The following is a 22,733-nucleotide window of genomic DNA, read 5'->3' on the forward strand; positions in this document are numbered from 1 at the left end:
ACTCAGACTTGGACAGTAACAGGATGCAAAGCCAACTCGACCAGATTCTGGATATAGTGTTCATCTGGAATCCGGTTGAAAAAAATAATCTGGTAATGAATCGGGCCGTATAAGGTATCCAGCATCAAATCAAAAGGATAATCCGGGTGTATTTCTCCCCGTTCAATCGCTTGCTGAATCAGTTGATGGGTCTGTTGTCGACGTGGCAAGAGATATTGCTGAAAGAATTCACCTGCCAGTTCGCGGTGATTAGCAATCACTACCAGTAAAGCCCGCCCCACTGGATGATTCAGTGCTTGAGATAAAGAACTGAGTTGTTGAATAAGATTACTTTTCAGGCTTTTAGACGTATCCAGTTCAAATACCGAAGCCGTATGTTGCTTGAAAGTGTCTAGTACCAGTTCCGATTTATGTTTCCACCAGCGATAAATCGTGGACTTGCCAACGCTGGCACGTGCCGCTACATCTTCAATCGTCAGCTGATGATATTCACATTCTGCCAGCGCATCTGCGACTGCCTGTAAAATGCACTGCTGTCGCCGGGAACTTTTTTCGTCACTGCTCATATTTTTCTACTTAACTTTTAAGATCTAAAAATCGAAACGATACGTATCGTTTTATATTAGGGTAAAAAATAACAAAGCTCCAGTGAAAAACTGAAATTGATGCAAAAAAAAGACCTTCATATGAAGGTCTTTTCTCAATCACGATTTAACTTAACTCTGTGCAGTCTTTTTATAAATGCTGCATGAAGGATGATGATTTTCTTGCAAACGCGCGACTTTACGCTGTTCTGCTGCTTCAAAACGGCAACGTTTCCAGTCATTGTCCAGGTTCAAAGCTGGAATCTGTTTTGGTTTACCATTTTCATCCACCGCAACCATGGTGAAATAACAGCTATTGGTATGACGTACCGTTCTCTTTTGAATATTCTGGGCTTCTACACGAATCCCGATTTCCATTGAAGTACGGCCAACATGATTCACACTGGCCAGAAAGGTAACCAGCTCACCAACGTGAATCGGCTCTTTAAAATTCACCTTGTCTACAGATAAGGTCACGACATAACTACCCGAATAGCGACTTGCACACGCATACGCCACCTGATCCAATAATTTCAGAATGGTTCCACCATGAACATTTCCTGAAAAATTTGCCATATCTGGCGTCATGAGAACTGACATCGTTAACTCTGACTGGTCATCCGACACTGCTGCAATTTGATCTAAAGGGGCCATCGTTTTCTTTGAACTCTTTGAATGACAAGGTTATCGTTTATTATTATAGCGTTTTTAACATGAATAAAATGTTCAATTCGGCAAATGAAGCATCACAATTATTGATATAGAAAATGTATTCATACAGAAAAAAATATATTTAATTGCTTAAAATCTCAGTTAGAAAGTTAAGTTCCAATAAATCAACACTTATTTATTTGCGGCTGATTACACCGCAACTGAGAATTTTTCACTGTTTTAAGCGCTGAACAAAAATAATTCAGGAAAATAAAAAGACTCTGCGTGATTTAAAGCATCACTGGCCTGAGCATTTCCTGTGCCACGTTCTGATAACTTAAAATTTGTTGACCATCCAAGGTTGTTTCAACGGTAAAAGAACCATCCTGATGGGTCGCGGTCACTGTAAAAATATAGTGTTCGAATTGTGCCAGTTTGACCTGCTGTCCAATTTTAATATGCATCATGATGTCTACATCTGTGTAGTGATCTTTTCAAACTGCATTCTGGCATGAACATCGATGCTTTTGAATATTTGATCAACTTAAGTATACGAATAATAATATTAAAATTTTGATTTAAGACGAATAAGGCTTATTATTTAAAACAATATACTTATAATTCAATTTGTTATATTTAAAATTAATTTTATCTTTTGCGATAATTCCGACTGACTGATACACATAGGCAATCATCTTATCTTTTATAACAATCAGTTAAGCGTTACAGCCGATGATCCGTTATCCTTTTGAGTGAATATCCCTATACTGCGATATAGGGATAAACAGAAATTTCAAAAAAAAGATTTATTGAGCTTGATGTTCATGTACCACAAACTGTGGAATGCGATGTCCTTGAGCATAATCATGTTTTTGGTAGGCTTGTGAAATTTCCATCAACTTTAACTGGGTCGCCTCGGCACCAGCCTGCATGGTGAGTTCCCTGCCACGGACATCAAAGATATGACCTTTTTCGCGTAAATCCGGCTGAATCACCACATCTGCATGCTTTAATTCTTCATGCGCCAGATGTTGCTGCATAATATTGATGTTCTGGTTAAACAGTCCCCAGACATTGCTGGTTTCCGTGTGAATGGGTTGTGCCAGAATATCTACCGCAATCACAATGTCGGCTCCCAACTCACGTGCCACATCGACCGGCACCGGACTGACTAGACCACCATCTACATATTCTTTACCTTGAATGATGGTCGGAATAAACATACTCGGAATCGAGACTGAAGCACGTACCGCCTGTCCGGTATTGCCATGGTTAAAGACGACTTTCTTGCCTTCTTTCAGCGCGGTTGCTACCACAAACATCGGGATTTTCATGGCTTCAAGCGGGGTTTGATCGACCTGCAAATTGACATAGTCTTCAACTTTTTTGCCATCAAAAAAGCCTTTTCTGGCCAGTTTGATATCACGAACATCATTTGGTCGCATGCTGAGAGCAATATTGCGCAGTTCAATCGCCGGTTTACCACTCGCATAAATAGATCCAACGATACTACCTGCACTGGTTCCGACAATAAAATCTGGTTGAATACCCGCCTGTTCCAGTACTTCCAGCGCACCAATATGCGCATAGCCACGCGCACCGCCACTGCCTAAGACTAAAGCAACTACTGGACGCTGTTGGGTTTGCTTGATCTTTTGAAAATCAATTTGATTCGGACGTGCCTGAGCTTCTCCGCGTTGTGCAGCAGGTTGCAGATGACTGGTCGCCGCTTGGGCTGTCATGGGGGTCGTTTGGCAAGCACTTAGGCCAAATGTACCCAGTATCACCATACTCAACACATATTTCTGCATGCAGAGAATGTCCTCATTAATCTAAAGCGGCATAGTGTATAAACACATGCATAAATAGTCTGTAGAATTTCGTAAAACTGTCATACAGTTCAGCTACTTTATCTTCATTTTTCCCATAACTGTATGCCTTCAATCTCACTGTATCGGATTTTCCTGATTTTCCTGCAACTGGGCTGCATTTCATTTGGCGGTCCGGCAGCACATCTGGTATTTTTTCACCGAAAATTTGTAACCCAACTGCAATGGTTGAATGACACCCAGTACAGTCAACTGGTCGCTTTGGCACAACTTTTACCCGGGCCGAGCAGCAGTCAGGTGGGGCTGTCGATCGGTTATCTGCAACGGGGCTATACTGGTGCCGTGATCGCATGGCTGGGTTTTACCCTACCCTCAATGATTCTGATGACCTTGGTGGCGCTCTTGGGTCAAAGCTATTTCCATATTTTAAACTCAAACAGCTTTCATACCATCCAGTTAATTGTATTTTCTGTCATCGCCTGGGCATTCTGGCAAATGCTGAGAAGCTTCTGTAAATCAGCTTGGCAATATGCTGTCTTAATCCTCTCTGTCGCATTACTGATAGTCGTTTCAGTGAGTTTTAATCAGATTCTTGTGATTATGCTGGGCGCAGTCTGTGGACTTTTGGCGGGACATTTTTATCAATCAGATTCGAAACCCAAAGAAATTAACAAAACGGCAATCAGCTCGCCGTATATTCGATCTGCCGCTGCACCCTATTGGTTACTGGCATTTATCTTGCCGTTTATTCTACTCCCCTTAGCAGGGAAATTATGGGGTGAATCGGAGCTGCAATTTTTTTCCAATTTCTATCAGACTGGCTCGCTGGTGTTTGGTGGCGGTCATGTGATTTTACCTTTGCTGCATCAGGACTTTGTCACAACCGGTTTGGTGAGTGCACAATCTTTTGATCTTGGCTATGCATTTGCCCAGCTCATGCCGGGACCTTTATTCAGTTTTGCCAGTTATATTGGTGCTTTGCTGCCTTGGACGCCTTATGTCTGGCTGAATGCAGTTTTAGCAACCTGTGCAATCTTTTTACCTTCATTTTTCTTGATCTTTGCCACCTTGCCCTACTGGTCATGGCTAATGCAACAGCGCCATATTCATCAGGCGGTGATGGGCATCAATGCTGCAGTGGTGGGTCTGTTACTATATTTATTGCTGGATCTTTCACAACGTTATTTTAGTTATGGCTCCGACCTGGTCTTTGTCGCGGTGATGATTGCCCTGCTACGTTCAAAATTACCGGTCTGGTTCAACCTGATTTTGGGTTTTGTACTTTATCAAAGTTATTTAAATTTCTTTTAAATAAAACTTTGGCACAAAAAGCCCCGAATGATCGGGGCTTTTTATTTCAAGTCTTACCAGATATCTGATTTGACTTTGTCTTTAAATTTAGGATGGTTATCCAGTTTAAATTCAGGCTCTTTCACGCCGCGCTTCAACTGACCGGTATAGTCTTTGAGTAGCATCAGCAGGAATGGCATCAGCAACAGGATCGCAATCAAGTTGATACTTGCCATGACACCCATAAACAGATCCGCCATATTCCAGATCAATGGCACGCTGGCGATAGAACCGAAATACACCATCACCAATACAAATAAACGGAAAATCAACATAACTCGGCTATTGTTATTAATGAACTGGACGTTTCCTTCGGCATAGGCATAGTTACCGATAATCGAAGAATAGGCAAACAGGAACAGAATCAAAGCCAGGAAGTCATCGCCCCAGGCACCAATCTGGCTTTCGAGTGCCATCTGGGTCAAGGTCACGCCTTCAAAGCCTGCATTTTCATACAGACCCGAAACCAGAATAACAATCGCGGTACATGAACACACCACAAAGGTATCTACAAATACTCCGAGCATCTGTACCAGACCCTGGTTGACCGGATGTTTGACATCGGAAGCTGCAGCAGCATTCGGTGCCGAACCCATCCCCGCCTCGTTAGAGAACAGACCACGCTTGATCCCCATCATCATGGCCATAGACACCATGGCACCAAAGAAACCACCAGCGGCGGCTTCAAATTCAAAGGCTTTACTGAAAATGAGCTGGAAGATGGATGGGAGCAGATCGTAATTGATGACCGCAATATACAAAGCCACAGCCAGATAAAGCACAGCCATAAACGGCACAAAGCTTTCCGCAACTTTCGCAATCCGTTTAATCCCGCCAAAAATGATCACCGCAGTCATCAATACCAGAAACAATCCGACCCAGGAAATTTCCAGATTCAGGCCGCCTAATGGCAGAATCAGGTTCGCCTGATCCCAGCCCCAGGCATGAGAGGTTGCTCCGGTAATGGCATTGGCCTGAACTGCATTGAAGACAAAACCATAAGTCGTGATCAATGCAATCGCAAAGACAATCCCGAGCCATTTTTGTTTCAGGCCTTGGGTAATGTAATAAGCTGGTCCACCACGGAATTGCTGGTTTTTGTTATCTCGCACCTTAAACAACTGGGCCAAAGAGGATTCAACAAAAGCAGAACTCATGCCCAAAAAGGCAGTAAACCACATCCAGAAAACGGCACCGGGGCCACCAATCGCAATCGCAATGGCGACACCCGCGACATTGCCCACCCCGACCCGGCTTGCCAGTCCAGTGACAAAGGCCTGAAACGGGGTAATGCCGTGCGTATCCTGAACCTTGCCACGGCTATTTTTCATGACTTTCATGCTGTGCCAGAACAAACGAATTTGTACTGCACCCGTCATGATCGTGTAGAAAATACCGACTGCGACCAGAAACACCACCAGAAAATCCCATAAAGGGCCATTCAGGGCATTAATCCAGCCGAGTAAGGTTTCATTTAACTGATCATTCATGTCACATCCTTATGAGCCTATGACTCATCGTATCAGGCATAAAAATTATGCAAAAAACTTCAAAATCATCTGAATAACAGTAGCATTGATTAAGTCAACGAAGAACGCACCACATAATGGAACAATCAGGAAGGCCTTATGCGACGCACCATACATATTGGTAATCGCCTGCATATTGGCAACCGCTGTTGGCGTTGCGCCCATACCGAAACCACAATGCCCTGCTGCAAGTACCGCAGCATCGTAGTTTTTACCCATGATGCGGAAAGTTACAAAACCGGCATACAAAGCCATGGTGATGGTCTGTGCACCCAGAATTACCATCAGTGGTCCTGCAAGGTCAGCCAATTGCCATAATTTCAATGATAACAATGCCATCGCCAAGTACAGCGACAATGAAGCATTACCAAACACATCAATCGCGCGATCGAAAATCTGAACTTTGAAAACACCTTCCAGTACATTACGCAGGATGACACCACCCGCCAATGCCCAGACAAATGTTGGCAGTTCAAATGCAGTACCTTTACTGAAACCCGTCATAAACTCTGCAAAAGCCAAACAGCCTGCAAATAGACCCAAGGTCGTGATTGCATTATCAGCGGTAATTAAACGCACCTGATGCGGATATTCAAACGGTACATATTCGCTGGTGGTGCTGTCCATTGGCGTATTGTCACGCGTTTCAATTTGCTGATCGGTACGCGCAGTCGCCAGGTTATAACGGTTGATCAGCAACTTGGCTAAAGGTCCGCCAATAATACCGCCGATAATCAATCCAAAAGTCGCACTGGCCATACCTAGTGCCAAAGCACCTTGAATACCATGTTCAACTTCAAAAATTTCCCCCCATGCACCCGCAGTACCATGACCACCGGTTAAGGTAACTGAGCCTGCAATCAGGCCAATCAACGGGTCAATACCCAATAATGTTGCCAGACTCATGCCGACCGCATTTTGCAAAATAATGAAAGCCGAAACAGCAAACAGGAAAATAACCAGACCGATCCCACCTTCACGCAACTTGGAAAAGTTGGCACTCAGACCAATCGAAGCAAAGAAAATCAGCATAAAGCTGGTTTGTAATTCTGCACTGGTGGTGATGCTATATCCCCACAATGAATGCACCAGCAATGAGATAATCGCCGCAACCAAACCGCCCGCAACCGGCTCAGGAATATTGTAACGTCTTAAAAAATCGATTTTATTAACCAGGAATCGGCCGAGTAACAAAACAATGACTGCGGCAATCAAGGTATAAAATGCGTTAAAAGTAAAATCCATAATTTTTTGCCCAAGATGATTTTGAATTTTTTATTGTTCTAAAAGTGAGGGAGTGCGCTAGATCTCTAGCTCGCTCATTAGATCTTTATCTGGAAATATCCTGATTTGATCTATCACCATTAGAAAAACAAACCGATTTATCATCTCTTTTAAACTTATGAATATCATCATCACGATCATATTCAACAAATGAGAGATTTATAAAAGCAACACCTTTTCTATTCCGATACTCAGTCTGTTGGAAAATTGCAGACAATTTTCAAACAGACGCGCATGTTGGTAAAAAAACTGTGTTTTAAGCTCAAAAAAAACATTCAGTGCTTGATGAGTGCTTTCAACCTAAAGACTTCATTCAAGCCATCTGGAATCGCGCTATTTAAAACAGATCTTCATCACAAAATGCATGAATTAAGATGAAAAGTCGTACATTATGCTGTTTCTTTGTATCAAGTTTTATTTCTTTTTATTAGCAATAGTTAATTTATCTATAAAAAATAATTATAAATTCTCATTTTTATATGAAGATTAATCTATATTTTAATTCAAAAAAAATATTAATCTTTTACTCAACACGGAATGAAACAGGGATCTTGAAATTAAATTATCTTGATTTTCAGTCAAAATAAACCAGTTCTCTGTGTGAAATTGTTATTGTTGAATGGTTCAAGCACTTGGGATTTAAGCTATTTTTTTCACTTAAAGACAATTTTCATAACAATATTTATTCTGATCATTTAGAGGACTAAACTCGTATTTTAGAAGGCCAAATAAGTACTCTTTGGCCATTTTTTGGATAAATCATTTTTATCATCCGGTAAACAATGAAATTTTCCTATCCCCCCTTCTGTTTGTTTAGTTTATAGTCATTGCAAACTCAATAAGGATATTCGACTGGACCCCATAATGGATCAAAATCTTGTTCATGCTGTAGATCACACTATCACCTCTCGCCATTCAGTGCGTGCTTTTTTAAATACCCCCGTTAGTACAGACACCTTAAAAGAGATTTTGACGGTGGCCAGCCGCGCGCCCTCAGGAACCAATACCCAACCCTGGAAAGTGTATGTGGTAACAGGTAAAAAGCGTGATGAACTCGTGCAACGTGTTTGTCAGGCACAAATGCAAATCTACGCAAATCCAGAATTGTCACAGCAGTATCAGGAAACTTTTGCCTATTATCCTGAACAATGGATCTCGCCATTTATTGAACGTCGTCGTGAAAATGGCTGGGGTTTATATGGCTTGCTGAATATTCAAAAAGGTGAAAAGGAAAAAATGGCGCGTCAGCAACTGCGTAATTTTGAATTATTTGATGCACCTGTCGGCCTGTTCTTTACCGTACATCGTTCTTTGGCGATCGGTTCCAAAATGGATGTTTCCATGATGATCCAGAATGTCATGCTAGCTGCAAAGGCCCGCGGTCTGGACACTTGCCCGCAGGCAGCCTGGAATCACTTTCACCCGATCGTGCTTGATCTGGTCGGCGCACCCGATGATGAAGAGCTGGTCTGCGGTATGGCACTGGGTTATGCCGATCCAGAGCAAATTGTTAACAGCTTTATTACCCCGCGCGTTCCTGTAGAGGAATTTGCCGTATTTATCGATGAGTGATGTAAGGAGGGCTGAGTCAATTCACTTAGCCCTCTGTTTAATCCTTCATTTTCAATATTTGTAGAAAACGCCCGGCATCTATGTATTTTTCAAGATTGGCATCTTTATTTTAAAAATCGCCCAAGCGGAAATACCGACAAAAACAAGCATGATCAAAGCCATATTCAATAAAGCATGCCAGATCAGAAAATTCAGTAATACACCACCCAGTAATCCACAAAAAAATTGCATACTGCCCATAATCGCACTGGCAGTTCCTGCCCGCTCGCCCTGTTCAGCCATTGCCAGAGCCATGGCATTCGGACCAGTAAACCCGATAGATGCCACCACGATAAACATGCCTAACAACACCCAGAGCACAGAATCGACGTCCAGACAGCCGAGTAAGATTAACCCTAATACACCGGCAAACTGCAGGCAGGTGCCGATTTTCAGGCGCTGTAATATCGAGAATCGCCCAGCCAGACGTTTATTCAAGGTCGAAAACAGCATGATCCCGAAGGCATTGGCACCAAAGGCATAAGCAAACTGCTGCTCAGTCAGCTGATAACGATGCATCAGAATGGTAGAAGAAGCACTGATATAACAGAACATCACTGCACCGGAAAAACAGCCAGCATAGAGCGGGCGTCGAAAGCTTGGATCCTGAAAAATAGTACGGTACAAACTTAATACCTGCTGGAAGTTCAGCTTGAGACGACGTTCTGGCTCCAGGGTTTCTTTAAATAGAAAATGTACACAGGCCAGACTCAACAGACCGCAGCCCATCAGCACCAAGAAGATCACATTCCATTCATAAAACATCAATACCCAGGCCCCCAGACTCGGAGCGATGATTGGTGCAATCGCAGTCACAATCATCATGCTGGCAAAGGCCTGAGCTGCTGAATGCATATCCAGGCGATCACGAATTGCAGCACGTGCCATGACCACCCCGACACAGCCACCTAAGGCTTGCAGAATCCGTGCAGCGATCAGACTCCATTCATCCTGCGCAAAGACACACAGCAAACTTGCCACAATGTATAAACACAGCCCAAAATACAGTGGCGGTTTACGCCCAATCCGGTCACTGATCGGACCATAAATCAGTTGCCCGATCGCCAGACCGAAGAAATAAGCCGGCAGGCTGTTAGAAACCATCTGGGTGCTGACACCAAAATCTGCTGCCATGGCCGGTAAGGCCGAAAGATACATATCAATGGACAAAGGCCCGAGTGCACTTAAGGTCGCCAGCAACACAATCCAGGACATGGCATAAGGTTGTTGTACTATTTTATTTGATGTCATAAGCATGAAGATTTAAAGCGCTAATATGCAGACAAATTAACACAGTGCATAGTATGATTTAGCCTGAAATGAAGATTTATAAATATACTATTTTCATTAGCCTATTCAGATTCAGCTCTAAGACTGCAGTATAAAGGACGACCTTTGAAATCTTGGCTCACTCGTCTCAAGCAAACCACCTATAATACGACCTTGATGTATAACCTGCGCATGATGACGGCATTTGCAGGTACCGCCTTTGTTCCCTATTTTATGGGACAACAATTGATGACGATCCCATTGACTTTAGGGGTGGTCGCAGCCGGTTTAAGCGATATTGATGACCGCTTTTCGGTGCGGATTTTAAATCTGCTCTACACCTACATTGGCTTCTTTATTACGGCAGTAGGCGTATATCTGCTTTTTCCTTATCCCTTGCTGTTTGCCTTGGCCTTAATTGTGTCCTGTATTGCCCTGATTTTGCTGGGTTCACTAGGGCGACGCTATGCCACGATTTCCTACGGCTGTCTGGTGATTTCCGTTTATTCCATGCTCGGGGTGGAGCTGTTTGATGAATGGTATAAACAGGCTGGTTTATTGGTCATCGGCGCGATGTGGTACGGTCTGCTGTCGACCATCAGTTTCCTGATTTTCCCTGCCCGACTGGCGCAAGACAAGCTTGCCATTTCCTATTCTGCTCTCGGTGACTTTTTATATGCCAAGTCCAATCTGTTTGATGTGGACATGACCCCGAAAAGCTATCAGCAAAGCATGATTGAACTCTCGCTTGAAAATGGGAAACTGATTGCGATTTTTAATGAGATGAAAACTGCCCTTTTGACTCGCCTGAAAGGTGACCGGGGGCAAAAAGACACCCGTCGCAGCCTGCAATATTATTTTGTCGCGCAGGATATTCATGAACGTGCCGATTCAGCGCATATTGATTATCAGAAACTGGCCAAGATTTTCCAGCATAGCGATATCCTGTTCCGCTTCCAGCGCATCATGTCAATTCAGGGCAAAGCCTGTAAGGACCTGAGTGAAAGTTTGCTGATGCGCAAACCTTATGTACATAACCAGCGCTTCAAGCATGCCTTTGATAACCTGAGACAGTCTCTGGATAAGTTACGTCAGGAGCAGCAGTATGATCAGGTCTGGATCAGTGCCCTGTTTGCGCTGTTTCAAAACCTGAAATCGATTGATGCCCAGTTACGCAACCTGGAAACCGAGCAGAATATCAAGTCCGAGCGTTTCAAACATATCGAGAACCAGCTTAGAGATGATGACCTGAAAGGCTGGGATGACATCAAGATTCGGATTAAGCAGCATCTGACCCCAGAATCGGTGCTGTTCCGGCATGCCATTCGCCTGTCGATTGTGCTGCTGATCAGCTATATTTTTGTACAGGTCAGCAATATTGAATATGGTTACTGGATTTTATTGACCGCACTCTTTGTCAGCCAGCCGAACTTTAACGCCACCAAACGGCGTTTACGTCTGCGTATTGTCGGTACGTTGGTCGGTATTATTCTCGGTTATGCCATTCTGTATTTTGTGCCTTCCATCGAAGGACAATTATTACTTCTGGTATTGAGCGGGATTCTGTTCTTTGAATTACGCAGTAAACAGTATGCCCAAGCCACCGCCTTTATCACGATTTTAGCCCTGATCAACTTCAACCTGGACGGTATGGGCTATGCCGCGGCCATCCCGCGTATGATCGACACCTTGATTGGCTGTGCGATTGCCTGGTTCGGCGTCAGTTTTATTTTTCCAGACTGGAAGTTCCGGCGTTTGCCGCGCAGTATCAAACGCAGCTTGCAGGCAGAAGCAGATTATTTGAGTGAAGTAATCGAGCAGTATAAATCAGGACGTAATAATGGCCTGAAATATCGGATTGTGCGCCGTGCGGCCCATAATACCGATGCCGAGGTGGCTTCACTAATTTCGACACTGGCCACTGAACCGGATATTGATCCGGTACAAAAATCGCTAGCCTTTGAGTTCCTTTGTCTGAACCATACTTTTATCAGTTATATTGCTGCACTGGGCGCACACCGGGAAAAAATTGAAGATCAGGACATTCTGAATTTACTGGACAAAGCACTTGAGAACATTCGTGGTGCATTGCTAAGAGATGAAATGCCCGATTTAAGTGCGCAAAATATGATTGCCCATATTCGCCAGCGCCTGGCTCAAGATCAGGAGCAAGATCAGAAATCCCTGATCATTTTGCAGCAACTGTCTTTAATGTTCAGTATTTTAAAGCAGTTGAGCCAACTGAAACAAAGTTTGAGCCATGAGCGTGATGAACAGGCAACTGAATTAGGTTCATTATAATTTGGCTGATTTTGGAACAATATACTCACTGAATTGGTACAATTAGTGCTAAACTTTTTACAGTTTAAAATCTGCTAATTTCATTATGACCGCGAAAAATTTATACGCTTATACCCTACAGCCTGTGAACTATGAAATTTCAGAAGCCGAGCAGCGTCATGCTCAGCTGGTGATCTGGCGTAGTACCAATAAAATTGGCATGAAAGCATGGCTGATCATGGGTGCTGTTGTTGCACTTTCTATTCTGGGCATTCTGCTCCTGAAGAACTATTCTACCGTGTTCTGCTGGGTGGCCATTGTCTGTGTGGTGTTGTATTACCTGATCCGTACCTTTGGTCTGGAATGGTATGTTAAACGCAAGATGAATGAATTTCCGGTACAGGAAATCAAAGGTGTTCGCCTGGGCGTGCAACCGCACGGCATCGTGATGCGCCAGAAAATGGGCATGCAAGAAGGTGTTGGCGCGATTAGCTGGAAAGACATCTATGAATGGTACAACACACCAGAATTCATGTTGGTCAATTTCAAAGTAAAAGGCCAGCAAGGTGCATATATCCTGCCGAAACGTCTGGACAGCAAAAACTTCTCTTTCGCCACGATTCGCAAGCATCTGGAAGCAGAAGTCGGCGCAGCAAAACAAATCTAAACTGTTCTTTCTTCAGTGAAAAACCTCCTGTCCCGGCATGGAGGTTTTTTTAATCTCAAAACAATAAATGATAATGAGAATAAATATTATCCTCAACACCTATAATTCGAGCTTAAACTTCAGTTATAATTTTGCCACTTTTATAGATCTCACCCTTAATCTGACGACCATGTTTAAAAAGACATTTTTCCAAATCCACTGGTTTCTGGGGATTACAGCAGGTTTAATCCTCTCGATAATGGGGGTCACTGGCGCAATCTATTCCTATGAACAACAAATATTAAAATGGATGAATAGCGACAGTTATACGGTTCAGGTTCGGCAACGTGACAAACTCACGCCTTCCGAGCTGTATCAGCACTTTAACCGTACTGCGCCTGACATGAAGATCAACAGTATTACCGTGGCACAAGATCCAAGTGCTTCGAGTACCGTGAATGTTGCCAAAGAAGGCGCACGGCGTGGTCAGAACATCATGATCAACCCGTATACTGCGGAAGTCTTGCCAGAGATTAAGGGTCGGGAGTTTTTCCAGTTTGTTCAGCAACTGCATCGTAATTTGACGGTTGGTCCAGTAGGTAAGCAGATTACCGGTGCCTGTACCCTGATGCTGATCTTTTTTGTCTTGTCAGGTCTGTACCTGCGCTGGCCGAAACGTCATTCGATCAAGCAATGGTTCTTTGTAAAACCTCAACTGAAAGGCCGTAATTTTATCTGGGATCTGCACGCTGTTGTGGGAACCTGGGTGGTGATTTTCTACCTGATTCTGGCCTGTACCGGTCTGTACTGGTCTTATGACTGGTGGCGCAATGGCATGTTTAAAGTGCTGGGTGTGGAACGCCCGCAACCGGAAATGCAGGCCAATGCCGGCAATAACCGTGGTGAAGGACGTCCAGGCGGTGAACGTGGTCCGCGTGCCGAAGGTGAAGTACGAGGCGAAGGCCGCCAAGGTGGCGAACGCGGTGCTGGTGGTGAAGGCCGTGAAGGTCTCAGCCCTGAAGCTACTGCCCGTGCGCTAGACCAGAGCTGGATTGGCTTTAACAATGAATTTTCAGATAAGTATTCTACCGTAACGTTTAACCTTCCGAAAAAACCGGATGGCGAAATGCAACTGAACTTCGTCGATCCGATCGCTCAACATGAACGTGCACGAAACAGTGCCACTTATAATTACCGGACAGCTGAATTTACCGAAGTCGAGCTGTATGAAGACAAAAAGCTCAATGAAAAGATCATGAGTAGCATGTTACCGGTACATCGTGGCAGCTTCTTCGGCCCGATCTACCAGTTCTTTGCCATGGTCGCAGCCTTGTTGATGCCGTTATTCTTCGTAACCGGCTGGATGCTCTATCTAAAACGTCGCAAGCAGAAACGCTTAACACTGGCAGCACGTCAGGGTGCGACTGCAGTGAACCTGGATGAAAATGCTAAACCATGGCTCATTGCTTATGCCTCACAAACAGGGGTTTCTGAGCAGCTGGCTTGGCGTACAGCAACTGCCCTGCAGGAAGCACGTCAACCGGTAACCGTCAAGCCGGTACAGCAACTGACGCTTGCCGATTTACAGCAAACCGAACAGGTATTATTTGTTGCTAGTACCTATGGCACGGGCGAAGCACCAGATCTGGCCTCTTCTTTTGAGAAAAAAATCCTGTCTGCTCAAGCTGATCTCAGCCATTTAAGTTATGCAGTTTTGGCCTTGGGTTCTCAGGAATATCCAGACAGTTATTGCAGTTTTGGCCACCGTATCGATCAGTGGTTAAAACAGAATGGTGCCCAGCAGCTATTCAATACGATTGAAGTCGACAATGCCAATAACGAGCATATCCAGCAATGGAATAGTGCACTGGCACAAGTCACTCGACTTGAGCTACAAGCGATGAATATCGATAAGACCTTTGATCGCTGGAGTTTGAGTAAACGTGAAGTCCTCAATCCGGGTAGTCTGGGTGCGCCTGCTTTCAATATCGAACTGACCCCTGAACATGAAGCCATCTGGCAAGCAGGTGATATTGCCGAGATTCAGCCAGGAAATAGCCCAGAACGTATTCATGCATTTATGCAAAAGCACCAGATAGCAGCGGGTACACAAGTACCTTCTATGCAACAGAATATTGAACAGGCACTCTGGGATCGTGATCTGACTCAGGCTGAACCTTTTGATTCTCTGGATCAGCTCCTCACGCAATTACCGGTTTTGGCAACACGTGAATACTCCATTGCCAGTATTCCAAGCCAGCAGGTTTTACGTCTGGTGGTACGTCAGCAAACCGATGCTAGTGGTAATCTGGGATTGGGTTCAGGCTGGCTGACCCAGCATGCGGCTCTCAATGCGCCCATTGCACTGCGTATTCGCAGCAATAAATCTTTCCACCTGATTGATGACAACCGCCCGATTATCTGTATTGGTAATGGTACCGGCATTGCCGGACTATTAAGTCTGCTCAGTGCGCGTAACCGTCAGGACTATAGCCAGAACTGGCTGATCTTCGGTGAACGTCAGCGTGAACACGACTTCTTCTTTGAAGAAACCATTCAGGCCTGGCTGCAAATGGGAACCCTGAAACGTCTCGATCTTGCATTCTCGCGCGACCAGCAGGAAAAAGTTTATGTACACCATAAACTGCGTGAACAGGCTGAAGAACTAAAAGCTTGGATTGCTCAAGGTGCAGTGATTTATGTCTGTGGTAGCATCAATGGCATGGCCAGCGATGTGGATCAGGCCCTGATTGAGATTCTCGGTGAAACAATGCTAGATCAATTACGTCTGGATGGACGTTATCGCCGTGATGTATATTAAGATAACCTGATATGCTAAAAACCGGGCTCAATGGCCCGGTTTTTATTGAAGATACAAAAGCAATAATAAGAATATGAATAAGAAAAAAGGAACTCTGGATGCTCAATCAACTTAAACGAAGTCTTAGCCTGATCTTTGGCTTGATTCTATGTCTCAATAGCGTCTGGTTACTGAGCCAAGGTCAGAGGCATTTTGCTATTGCCTTGTCTACCTTCATTGGGGTGGCATTCATCCTGTATGCCTTGTTTTTTTTCATCTATTCAGCGCTGGAAACAGAATTCCCGATTCAGAACCTTGTTCTGGAACAGTCTCTGAGGCGGATTTCTATTCTGGATCATCAGTGTCGCTGCTTTCTTCGCTTATATCCAGATGTCAATCAACCCGACTGTTCCGGCACGACCTGCTGCAGCGATTTTAGTATTAGGTAGTGGTATTAATCAGGGTCAGCCCTCACCCATCTTAAAAAATCGTCTGGATACCGCAGCAAAATATGCAGAACGATATCCGAAGACTTTAATCATTATGACCGGTGGACGAAATTTCTGGGAGAGACAGAGCGAAGCTGAAGTCATGCAAAGTTATATCCATACGAACTATCCGCAGCTCAACAACCCCATTAGCCTAGAAGATCAAAGCAGGAGTACCCAACAGAACCTGCAATATTCTCAGGCAATATTAAAACAGCAACATATTGATCGAAATGAGCCAATTGCGATTGTCATCAGCGATTTTCACAGCCCTCGTGCTCGCGCCATTGCCAGACATCAGGGTTATCAACAAGTCATCAGCCTGAGTGCCAGCACACCCCAGAATGTTCGCTATAATTCCTGGTTACGCGAATATTTTGCTTTGATTAGTGGCTGGCTACTGAATGAATATTCATTGTTCCAATAAACAAGCTGTTTTAAAAACAATAAATTTAATTTAAACGGATCTGCCTAGGCAAAGGCATATCCGGATTTTTAAACAGTTCAGGTTTTTGCACATAAATCTGATACAGATAATTTTTGATATCAAGTAATAATTTTTCGGGTGCCACCAGAATATTCTGCCCTTCCGGGGTCAGGTCAAGCGAAACAATGGTACTTTCCTGACGTAAAAAGGGAATGACTTTCTCTACAAAATCCTTGAGACCAATTTCCTGAATCTCGTAATTTGCCCAATTGTCTTTAATCAGCAGTCGAGCCAGACCTTTACTTTGCCAGCAGGCAAATGCGCGTTGTCCGGTAGGCGTGGCACATAAGGCCCAGCCATCTTGGTAGAGTGCAAAAATGCCAGCATTGGCAACAATGGCTTCAATATATTGCTTATAAAGCTGTTGAGGATCGAAAGCAGTTTTTTGGGATTTGGTCGCGGCTTTGCGCTGATAGGGATTTCTCATAATCGTGAAATCTTAATATTATTATAATAGAATCAGATTCTAAGGAATAAATAGAGTTGAAGCAAGAAGATATGGTGGGCGCTGACGGGATCGAACCGCCGACATTCTGCTTGTAAGGCAGACGCTCTACCAACTGAGCTAAGCGCCCTGAGAAAAACAACAACGTTGTTTTAAATGACGCAAGACCAACAAGGAATGTAGTCTTGGTATCTTGAAAACTCAGATCTCAGGAATCCAAGCTTTTCATCTTAAGATGGCGCAGCGGACGGGGCTCGAACCCGCGACCCCCGGCGTGACAGGCCGGTATTCTAACCAACTGAACTACCGCTGCATCGTAAGAATCTGGTGGGCGCTGACGGGATCGAACCGCCGACATTCTGCTTGTAAGGCAGACGCTCTACCAACTGAGCTAAGCGCCCTGATAAAGAGTGTCAATCTTTAGTTTATTAAATTCAGGCTCAGGGACCTCAATTTAATTTCTTTTGAAATGGCGCAGCGGACGGGGCTCGAACCCGCGACCCCCGGCGTGACAGGCCGGTATTCTAACCAACTGAACTACCGCTGCATCGCAAAAGAATCTGGTGGGCGCTGACGGGATCGAACCGCCGACATTCTGCTTGTAAGGCAGACGCTCTACCAACTGAGCTAAGCGCCCTCAAAAGGTCTATCGTATAAATGGCGCAGCGGACGGGGCTCGAACCCGCGACCCTCGGCGTGACAGGCCGATATTCTAACCAACTGAACTACCGCTGCATTTACACAATGTCGCTATTGTGGCAAACGAAAATCAAGATCTTAAAGTGGCGCAGCGGACGGGGCTCGAACCCGCGACCCCCGGCGTGACAGGCCGGTATTCTAACCAACTGAACTACCGCTGCAACTATAAGGTCTCAACATGAAAGAGCTTGGTGGGCGCTGACGGGATCGAACCGCCGACATTCTGCTTGTAAGGCAGACGCTCTACCAACTGAGCTAAGCGCCCTTTCTAAACGTCTATCATCGTTTGATGGGTGCATTATAGAGAATCTGCACAGCCTGTCAAACGCTTTTCGGAATGTTTTCCACTTTTTAGGTGTGAGTGATTAAAAAATAGGTTGTTTGTTAAAAAAAACAACACTTTTTGTTTATTTTTTAAGTCTCTACCGAAATTTTTTAATTTTCAAAATGAAAATTGAAGCGAAATTTTGTGTTTTACCCTGCGAAGTTTCAGTCTAACCACACGACATATTGCAATTCTGATTAAGGATTATACAAAGCTTTAAAATACTCGACGTTGTGTTCATGTAATCTTTCAACTGTCATTTATTTTTATTCAGAAAATGCCAGTAAATCTAAGCTTCAAATAATCATTTAACCCATTCCATGCGATAAAAATACCATCTGGATCAGATTAATCAATCTTTTCTGCTGTCTCCACCAAGCAGATTCAGTCCATAAAAACAAAACCATTTTCACATAATCTTAAAATCTAACTTTTATTCGCTTTTCGAAACATTCAGCCTGCCCAGATCTAATGCCTGTTCTGAAATATAGACCAGTGCATCTTCACTGATCAGGTCAAATAATTCAGCGACCTCCGGATTACGCATACGGATACAGCCGTGCGACAGCGGCTCTCCCATCTTTTCGGTTTCTGGGGTGCCATGAATATAGATATAACGCTGATAGGTATCGCAGCCCTCGCCTTGATTAAAACCCGCTTCAAGGCCACTCAGCCATAAAATGCGCGTCAGGATCCAGTCCCGCTGCGGGAATTCTGCCGCCAATTGGGGATTATAAATTTCACCCGTCGCCTGACGTGCGACAAATACACTATTTAAGGGAGCATTCTGACCAAACTTTTCAGCAATCTTGTGCCAGCCACGAGGAGTCTTGCCACTATTTTCAGTTTCACCAATGCCATTTTTACCACTGGAAATCAGATATTGCTTGTTTAGACGGGGCAGATACAGTTTTTGTTGGGCAAGATCAATCAGGATATCGGCTTGATCCAGATGCAAGGTATTCATGACTTGTTATTCTCAGACTCTATTTTATTTGGCTTTATAGGGTTTAACTGATTATGTTCAGATGGCGCTGTTGGTAGATCTGTCTTTTCTGGGTCAACTGTATTTTGCTGAATAATGATCTGATTCGGTTCAGGGCGTCGCCATAACCAGATCGCGACGATCAGCATCGTAATATTGGTAAAGGCTTTTACGGCCAAGGGTGCAGTAGTAAACAGCATGATGATCCCGCTGATCAGCATCATGATACTGGCCAGCCATTTGGCCTTACGCGGTACAGTACCGTGGGCACGCCAATCTCTTAAGGTCGGACCATATTTGGGATGATTCAATAACCAGTCATCCATTTGTGGCCAGCCTTTGGATGAGGCCCAGGCGGCCAGAATCAAAAAGACCGTTGTTGGCATACCCGGCAGGATTGCACCGATAAAGCCCAGGATCACAAAAAGCACCACCAGACTTCGCCAAAACAACACTTTCATACATCAACCCTAACCGCAGAATTCAGGTAGTATAAAGCGTTTTCCGATACTGTCCGTTGTATTTCTGCACTTTTCACAGGTTGTACTATGCCCTTTTCCAGTTTAAACCAAAATCTTGTAGAGGCATGGCAACGTTATCAACATCCTCTGGTGCGTCAACTGGCATTCGCTGTCGGCAGTCCGAATATCCTGTCCGGCATTCCGGATGAACTTGAGCTTATACATCACTTTGAACTGCATGACAGCCAGACCTGGCAGCACTATCTGAGCCGTTACCATCCACGTTTAGAGTTTCTTGATCAGCACCCAGAAGAATTAATTGAATTTGTGCAGCAACTGAAAAGCACACGTTTGGGGCTGCGTTTTGAAATGCTGGTCTGGTTCTGGTTGCTCGATGATGCTTACCATCCCTATCGGCTGCTTGGTCATAGTCTGCAGAAAATTGAGGGTGCAAAGACCTTGGGCGAGCTGGATTTTCTGCTATTCAATACCGATACAGGACAGATTGAACATTGGGAAGTGGCATTGAAGTATTATCTGGCCGAAGCCGATTTTAGTCTGCCGCATTGGTATGGCCTGAACCGCACCGATACTTTAATCAGAAAAATGAAACATTTCACACAAAAACAATTCCAGTTTGATGAGGCTTTGCAGCATCCCATTCAAAGACGGTTTTGCGTCCTCAAGGGACAGCTGTATTTGCCTACACATCATGCTGATCAACCAATTCCCTCATGGATCAATACCGAGCGTCGTCTGGGCTTATGGGGACAGCATATTCCTGCTGCACAGCACGGTTTCTATCGTCTGCAACGACATGAATGGATTTATCCGCAAGCCCGGCCGAGCAGTTCAGCTGCGATCTGGTGGACGGATGGCCTCTATAAAAAGGTCGATAGCAATGACTTTTATATGTATCGCAATCCGGTGCTGATCCAGCATCCATCGCATAAGCCCCTATAAAGCATTACATTTATTAACCGAAGCACTATGAAAACCACATATTTTTTAGAGCGTATATTTTCTACTCTAAGTCCCACATCATAATAATTTTATTATTGATTATACGGAGATGATGATGAAAAAAATTCTTGCTGCTTCATTAATGATGGCTTTTGTATTGACTGGCTGTAACACCGTAAAAGGCATGGGCAAAGATGTGTCTAAAGCTGGCGATGCGGTAACCAATACTGCTGAAAAAACCTCTGACGAAATCCGTCAAAACTAGTTTTTTTCTAAACGCTCACAGAACCCTATCCCAGATAGGGTTTTTTTATATCAGTCGTTCACATTCAAGCCTATATTCGCCTATTATAGAGCCGAAAAAATTATCGACTGTTGAATACCGTATGAGCTCTTCCGCTACCCTCGATTTAAGCCTGCAACTATTACGTCAGCCTTCTGTCACACCGATTGATCATGACTGCCAGAACATCATGGCTGAACGTTTAAAGAAGATTGGTTTCAATATTGAATCCATGCGCTTTGAAGATGTAGATAATATCTGGGCACGCAAAGGCACAGAAGGTCCGGTCTTCTGTTTCGCTGGCCATACCGATGTCGTGCCAACAGGGAATCTGGATGCCTGGAACTCAGATCCTTTTTTACCAGAAATCCGTGAAGGCAAACTTTATGGTCGTGGCAGTGCCGACATGAAGACAGCTTTGGCAGCCATGGTAGTTGCAACAGAACGTTTTGTTGAAAAATATCCGAATCACAAAGGTTCGATTGCCTACCTGATTACTTCAGATGAAGAAGGTCCATCGATTAACGGCACGGTGAAAGTGATTGAAACACTGGAAGCGCGTAATGAGAAAATTACCTGGTGTCTGGTCGGTGAACCGTCAAGTACTAATAAACTGGGCGATATAGTCAAAAATGGCCGTCGTGGTTCATTAAATGCCAACCTTACAGTCAAAGGCAAACAGGGTCATGTGGCTTATCCGCATCTGGCCGTGAATCCGATTCATACCGCCTCTAAAGCCATTGCTGAACTGTGCGACACAGTCTGGGATCATGGCAACGAATATTTCCCGGCGACGACCTTCCAGATTTCCAATATCAATTCGGGTACAGGCGCAACCAATGTTGTTCCCGGCACCATGAACCTATTGTGCAACTGGCGTTATTCAACTGAAGTGACCGCCGAAGAACTCAAAGTACGTACTTTAGAAATTCTGGATCGTCATGGTGTGGACTATGACATTTCTTGGACTTTATCTGGCCTGCCTTTCCTGACGCCAGTTGGTGAACTAGTAAATGCAGCTAAAACCGCCATTCTGAATGTGACGGGGACTGAAACTGAACTATCGACTTCGGGCGGTACCTCAGATGGCCGCTTTATTGCCCCTACCGGCGCACAGGTACTGGAACTTGGCGTATTGAATGCCACGATTCATCAGATCAATGAACATGTCGATATTGCAGACTTAGAGCCATTGGCTGAAATCTATGAGCAGATTCTAGTGAATTTACTCGCCAATTAAGTAAATTCATAACGCAATAAAAAAGGAACTCCATAGAGTTCCTTTTTTATATTTTATAGCTTGGATTACAGCCCGATTGTAGCCTGAATATTCATCATATTCGGAATATGGAACAGCTGTTCATTCATGCGCACATATTGAAAGATAGCAGGATCATTCACCGGCTGATCGACATCAACCACTTCGGAAATACGAATCCGGATGGTTTTCGGCATTTCATTACACATCAAGGCGAAGCGCTGATTGATTTCATCACCCTCAATCACCAGTGCCACCCCATTTTGACGTGAAGGATCATTCACTGCATAGACCGGCAACTGTGCCTCATGCCATTCCACTGTCTTGACCTGAGTATTGCTATCCAGTGCTGACAGGACAATGTTTTGTGGCAATAACATCGGATCTTTGCCATGACAGTCAATAATATAGGCATCTATAAATCCGGTCGATACCGTAATCAGATGCTGAAGTTCCTGCTGGCTAATCTGATCAGCCATTTTACTGCTTGAATTGGTCTGACTCAT

18 protein-coding genes, 8 tRNA genes and 2 pseudogenes are annotated in these 22,733 nt (G+C 44.3%); 9 read left to right on the forward strand and 19 right to left on the reverse strand.

Going from position 1 to position 22,733, the window contains the following annotated elements:
- Positions 1-2: 2 nt before the first annotated feature.
- The 4 genes from Q9R21_RS03590 to Q9R21_RS03605 all read right to left on the reverse strand — a co-directional run bounded on the left by Q9R21_RS03590 (position 3) and on the right by Q9R21_RS03605 (position 3,046).
- The gene (locus Q9R21_RS03590) at positions 3-566 is read right to left on the reverse strand and encodes a TetR/AcrR family transcriptional regulator (RefSeq protein ID WP_224215658.1); all 564 of its coding nucleotides are present in this window, start codon (positions 564-566) and stop codon (positions 3-5) included.
- Positions 567-716: 150 nt separating this feature from the next.
- Positions 717-1,238, reverse strand: a complete 522-nt coding sequence (locus tag Q9R21_RS03595; RefSeq protein WP_004280680.1) for an acyl-CoA thioesterase — start codon at positions 1,236-1,238, stop codon at positions 717-719.
- 287 nt (positions 1,239-1,525) lie between these two features.
- On the reverse strand, positions 1,526-1,702 hold the full coding sequence (locus Q9R21_RS03600; protein ID WP_004731959.1) for a hypothetical protein: 177 nt from the start codon (positions 1,700-1,702) through the stop codon (positions 1,526-1,528).
- Between the two features lie 339 nt (positions 1,703-2,041).
- Complete coding sequence (locus Q9R21_RS03605) at positions 2,042-3,046, reverse strand: patatin-like phospholipase family protein (protein ID WP_311203747.1); 1,005 nt, start codon at positions 3,044-3,046, stop codon at positions 2,042-2,044.
- Positions 3,047-3,169: 123 nt separating this feature from the next.
- On the opposite strand from Q9R21_RS03605, the gene chrA reads away from it, so the two are divergent.
- Positions 3,170-4,375 carry a chromate efflux transporter gene (gene chrA / locus Q9R21_RS03610; protein WP_311203748.1) on the forward strand — a complete coding sequence of 402 codons (1,206 nt, stop codon included), beginning with the start codon at positions 3,170-3,172 and terminating at the stop codon, positions 4,373-4,375.
- Positions 4,376-4,428: 53 nt separating this feature from the next.
- Here chrA and Q9R21_RS03615 read toward each other — a convergent pair whose 3' ends face one another.
- Together Q9R21_RS03615 and gltS are read right to left on the reverse strand one after the other, a co-directional pair.
- Positions 4,429-5,904, reverse strand: a complete 1,476-nt coding sequence (locus Q9R21_RS03615; protein ID WP_311203749.1) for an alanine/glycine:cation symporter family protein — start codon at positions 5,902-5,904, stop codon at positions 4,429-4,431.
- 45 nt (positions 5,905-5,949) lie between these two features.
- A complete protein-coding gene (gltS, locus tag Q9R21_RS03620; protein WP_004731964.1) occupies positions 5,950-7,188 on the reverse strand; it encodes a sodium/glutamate symporter in 1,239 nt (412 codons plus the stop codon).
- A 903-nt stretch (positions 7,189-8,091) separates the two neighbouring features.
- Here gltS and Q9R21_RS03625 point away from each other — a divergent pair.
- Positions 8,092-8,799, forward strand: coding sequence for a nitroreductase (locus Q9R21_RS03625; RefSeq protein WP_311203750.1), 708 nt, complete (start codon positions 8,092-8,094; stop codon positions 8,797-8,799).
- 78 nt (positions 8,800-8,877) lie between these two features.
- Here the strand turns inward: Q9R21_RS03625 and Q9R21_RS03630 are convergent, their stop codons facing one another.
- On the reverse strand, positions 8,878-10,095 hold the full coding sequence (locus Q9R21_RS03630) for a multidrug effflux MFS transporter (protein WP_311203751.1): 1,218 nt from the start codon (positions 10,093-10,095) through the stop codon (positions 8,878-8,880).
- A 138-nt stretch (positions 10,096-10,233) separates the two neighbouring features.
- Between Q9R21_RS03630 and yccS the strand changes: the two genes are divergently transcribed.
- The 4 genes and pseudogenes from yccS to Q9R21_RS03650 all read left to right on the forward strand — a co-directional run bounded on the left by yccS (position 10,234) and on the right by Q9R21_RS03650 (position 16,748).
- Positions 10,234-12,408: a YccS family putative transporter gene (yccS, locus tag Q9R21_RS03635; RefSeq protein WP_311203752.1), complete on the forward strand. Its 2,175-nt coding sequence runs from the start codon at positions 10,234-10,236 to the stop codon at positions 12,406-12,408.
- Positions 12,409-12,493: 85 nt separating this feature from the next.
- Entirely contained in the window at positions 12,494-13,054 is a 561-nt protein-coding gene (locus tag Q9R21_RS03640) for a YcxB family protein (protein WP_004280696.1), read from the forward strand.
- Between the two features lie 169 nt (positions 13,055-13,223).
- The gene (locus Q9R21_RS03645; protein ID WP_311203753.1) at positions 13,224-15,854 is read left to right on the forward strand and encodes a sulfite reductase flavoprotein subunit alpha; all 2,631 of its coding nucleotides are present in this window, start codon (positions 13,224-13,226) and stop codon (positions 15,852-15,854) included.
- 98 nt (positions 15,855-15,952) lie between these two features.
- Positions 15,953-16,748, forward strand: a pseudogene (locus tag Q9R21_RS03650) (YdcF family protein).
- A 25-nt stretch (positions 16,749-16,773) separates the two neighbouring features.
- On the opposite strand, the gene Q9R21_RS03655 reads toward Q9R21_RS03650, so the two are convergent.
- The 11 genes and pseudogenes from Q9R21_RS03655 to Q9R21_RS03705 all read right to left on the reverse strand — a co-directional run.
- Positions 16,774-17,235 carry a DUF2750 domain-containing protein gene (locus Q9R21_RS03655; RefSeq protein WP_005104048.1) on the reverse strand — a complete coding sequence of 154 codons (462 nt, stop codon included), beginning with the start codon at positions 17,233-17,235 and terminating at the stop codon, positions 16,774-16,776.
- Between the two features lie 72 nt (positions 17,236-17,307).
- Positions 17,308-17,383: transfer RNA gene (locus tag Q9R21_RS03660), tRNA-Val, on the reverse strand.
- Between the two features lie 106 nt (positions 17,384-17,489).
- Positions 17,490-17,566, reverse strand: a tRNA-Asp gene (locus Q9R21_RS03665).
- 12 nt (positions 17,567-17,578) lie between these two features.
- A tRNA-Val gene (locus Q9R21_RS03670) sits at positions 17,579-17,654 on the reverse strand.
- 69 nt (positions 17,655-17,723) lie between these two features.
- Positions 17,724-17,800: transfer RNA gene (locus Q9R21_RS03675), tRNA-Asp, on the reverse strand.
- Positions 17,801-17,814: 14 nt separating this feature from the next.
- A tRNA-Val gene (locus tag Q9R21_RS03680) sits at positions 17,815-17,890 on the reverse strand.
- A 21-nt stretch (positions 17,891-17,911) separates the two neighbouring features.
- Positions 17,912-17,988, reverse strand: a tRNA-Asp gene (locus Q9R21_RS03685).
- A gap of 48 nt (positions 17,989-18,036) precedes the next feature.
- A tRNA-Asp gene (locus Q9R21_RS03690) sits at positions 18,037-18,113 on the reverse strand.
- A gap of 28 nt (positions 18,114-18,141) precedes the next feature.
- Positions 18,142-18,217: transfer RNA gene (locus Q9R21_RS03695), tRNA-Val, on the reverse strand.
- Between the two features lie 493 nt (positions 18,218-18,710).
- Positions 18,711-19,244 (reverse strand): cell wall-recycling L,D-carboxypeptidase ElsL, encoded by a 534-nt coding sequence (gene elsL / locus Q9R21_RS03700; protein WP_004731981.1) that lies wholly within the window; start codon positions 19,242-19,244, stop codon positions 18,711-18,713.
- A 125-nt stretch (positions 19,245-19,369) separates the two neighbouring features.
- Positions 19,370-19,723: pseudogene (locus Q9R21_RS03705) on the reverse strand (YbaN family protein); the annotation flags it as partial.
- An 87-nt stretch (positions 19,724-19,810) separates the two neighbouring features.
- On the opposite strand from Q9R21_RS03705, the gene Q9R21_RS03710 reads away from it, so the two are divergent.
- From Q9R21_RS03710 to dapE, 3 genes are all read left to right on the forward strand, one after another.
- On the forward strand, positions 19,811-20,686 hold the full coding sequence (locus Q9R21_RS03710) for a DUF1853 family protein (RefSeq protein WP_311203755.1): 876 nt from the start codon (positions 19,811-19,813) through the stop codon (positions 20,684-20,686).
- Positions 20,687-20,798: 112 nt separating this feature from the next.
- Positions 20,799-20,951, forward strand: a complete 153-nt coding sequence (locus Q9R21_RS03715; RefSeq protein ID WP_004280704.1) for an entericidin A/B family lipoprotein — start codon at positions 20,799-20,801, stop codon at positions 20,949-20,951.
- Between the two features lie 121 nt (positions 20,952-21,072).
- Positions 21,073-22,209, forward strand: a complete 1,137-nt coding sequence (dapE, locus tag Q9R21_RS03720) for a succinyl-diaminopimelate desuccinylase (RefSeq protein WP_085064467.1) — start codon at positions 21,073-21,075, stop codon at positions 22,207-22,209.
- Between the two features lie 65 nt (positions 22,210-22,274).
- On the opposite strand, the gene Q9R21_RS03725 is transcribed toward dapE, so the two are convergent.
- Positions 22,275-22,733: a hypothetical protein gene (locus tag Q9R21_RS03725; RefSeq protein WP_311203756.1), complete on the reverse strand. Its 459-nt coding sequence runs from the start codon at positions 22,731-22,733 to the stop codon at positions 22,275-22,277.

The sequence above is a fragment of the Acinetobacter sp. RG5 genome, from assembly GCF_031844265.1.
Classification (GTDB): domain Bacteria; phylum Pseudomonadota; class Gammaproteobacteria; order Pseudomonadales; family Moraxellaceae; genus Acinetobacter.

What these genes read in the sequence shown, in the direction of transcription:
- Q9R21_RS03640 (WP_004280696.1), top strand. Translation starts at nt 12,494, where the DNA reads ATGACCGCGAAAAATTTATACGCTTATACCCTACAGCCTGTGAACTAT.
- Q9R21_RS03655 (WP_005104048.1), bottom strand. Translation starts at nt 17,235, where the DNA reads ATGAGAAATCCCTATCAGCGCAAAGCCGCGACCAAATCCCAAAAAACT.
- Q9R21_RS03595 (WP_004280680.1), bottom strand. Translation starts at nt 1,238, where the DNA reads ATGGCCCCTTTAGATCAAATTGCAGCAGTGTCGGATGACCAGTCAGAG.
- Q9R21_RS03725 (WP_311203756.1), bottom strand. Translation starts at nt 22,733, where the DNA reads ATGAGTCAGACCAATTCAAGCAGTAAAATGGCTGATCAGATTAGCCAG.
- Q9R21_RS03715 (WP_004280704.1), top strand. Translation starts at nt 20,799, where the DNA reads ATGATGAAAAAAATTCTTGCTGCTTCATTAATGATGGCTTTTGTATTG.
- Q9R21_RS03600 (WP_004731959.1), bottom strand. Translation starts at nt 1,702, where the DNA reads ATGATGCATATTAAAATTGGACAGCAGGTCAAACTGGCACAATTCGAA.
- Q9R21_RS03615 (WP_311203749.1), bottom strand. Translation starts at nt 5,904, where the DNA reads ATGAATGATCAGTTAAATGAAACCTTACTCGGCTGGATTAATGCCCTG.
- chrA (WP_311203748.1), top strand. Translation starts at nt 3,170, where the DNA reads ATGCCTTCAATCTCACTGTATCGGATTTTCCTGATTTTCCTGCAACTG.
- elsL (WP_004731981.1), bottom strand. Translation starts at nt 19,244, where the DNA reads ATGAATACCTTGCATCTGGATCAAGCCGATATCCTGATTGATCTTGCC.
- dapE (WP_085064467.1), top strand. Translation starts at nt 21,073, where the DNA reads ATGAGCTCTTCCGCTACCCTCGATTTAAGCCTGCAACTATTACGTCAG.
- Q9R21_RS03590 (WP_224215658.1), bottom strand. Translation starts at nt 566, where the DNA reads ATGAGCAGTGACGAAAAAAGTTCCCGGCGACAGCAGTGCATTTTACAG.
- Q9R21_RS03645 (WP_311203753.1), top strand. Translation starts at nt 13,224, where the DNA reads ATGTTTAAAAAGACATTTTTCCAAATCCACTGGTTTCTGGGGATTACA.
- Q9R21_RS03625 (WP_311203750.1), top strand. Translation starts at nt 8,092, where the DNA reads ATGGATCAAAATCTTGTTCATGCTGTAGATCACACTATCACCTCTCGC.
- Q9R21_RS03630 (WP_311203751.1), bottom strand. Translation starts at nt 10,095, where the DNA reads ATGCTTATGACATCAAATAAAATAGTACAACAACCTTATGCCATGTCC.
- Q9R21_RS03605 (WP_311203747.1), bottom strand. Translation starts at nt 3,046, where the DNA reads ATGCAGAAATATGTGTTGAGTATGGTGATACTGGGTACATTTGGCCTA.
- gltS (WP_004731964.1), bottom strand. Translation starts at nt 7,188, where the DNA reads ATGGATTTTACTTTTAACGCATTTTATACCTTGATTGCCGCAGTCATT.
- Q9R21_RS03710 (WP_311203755.1), top strand. Translation starts at nt 19,811, where the DNA reads ATGCCCTTTTCCAGTTTAAACCAAAATCTTGTAGAGGCATGGCAACGT.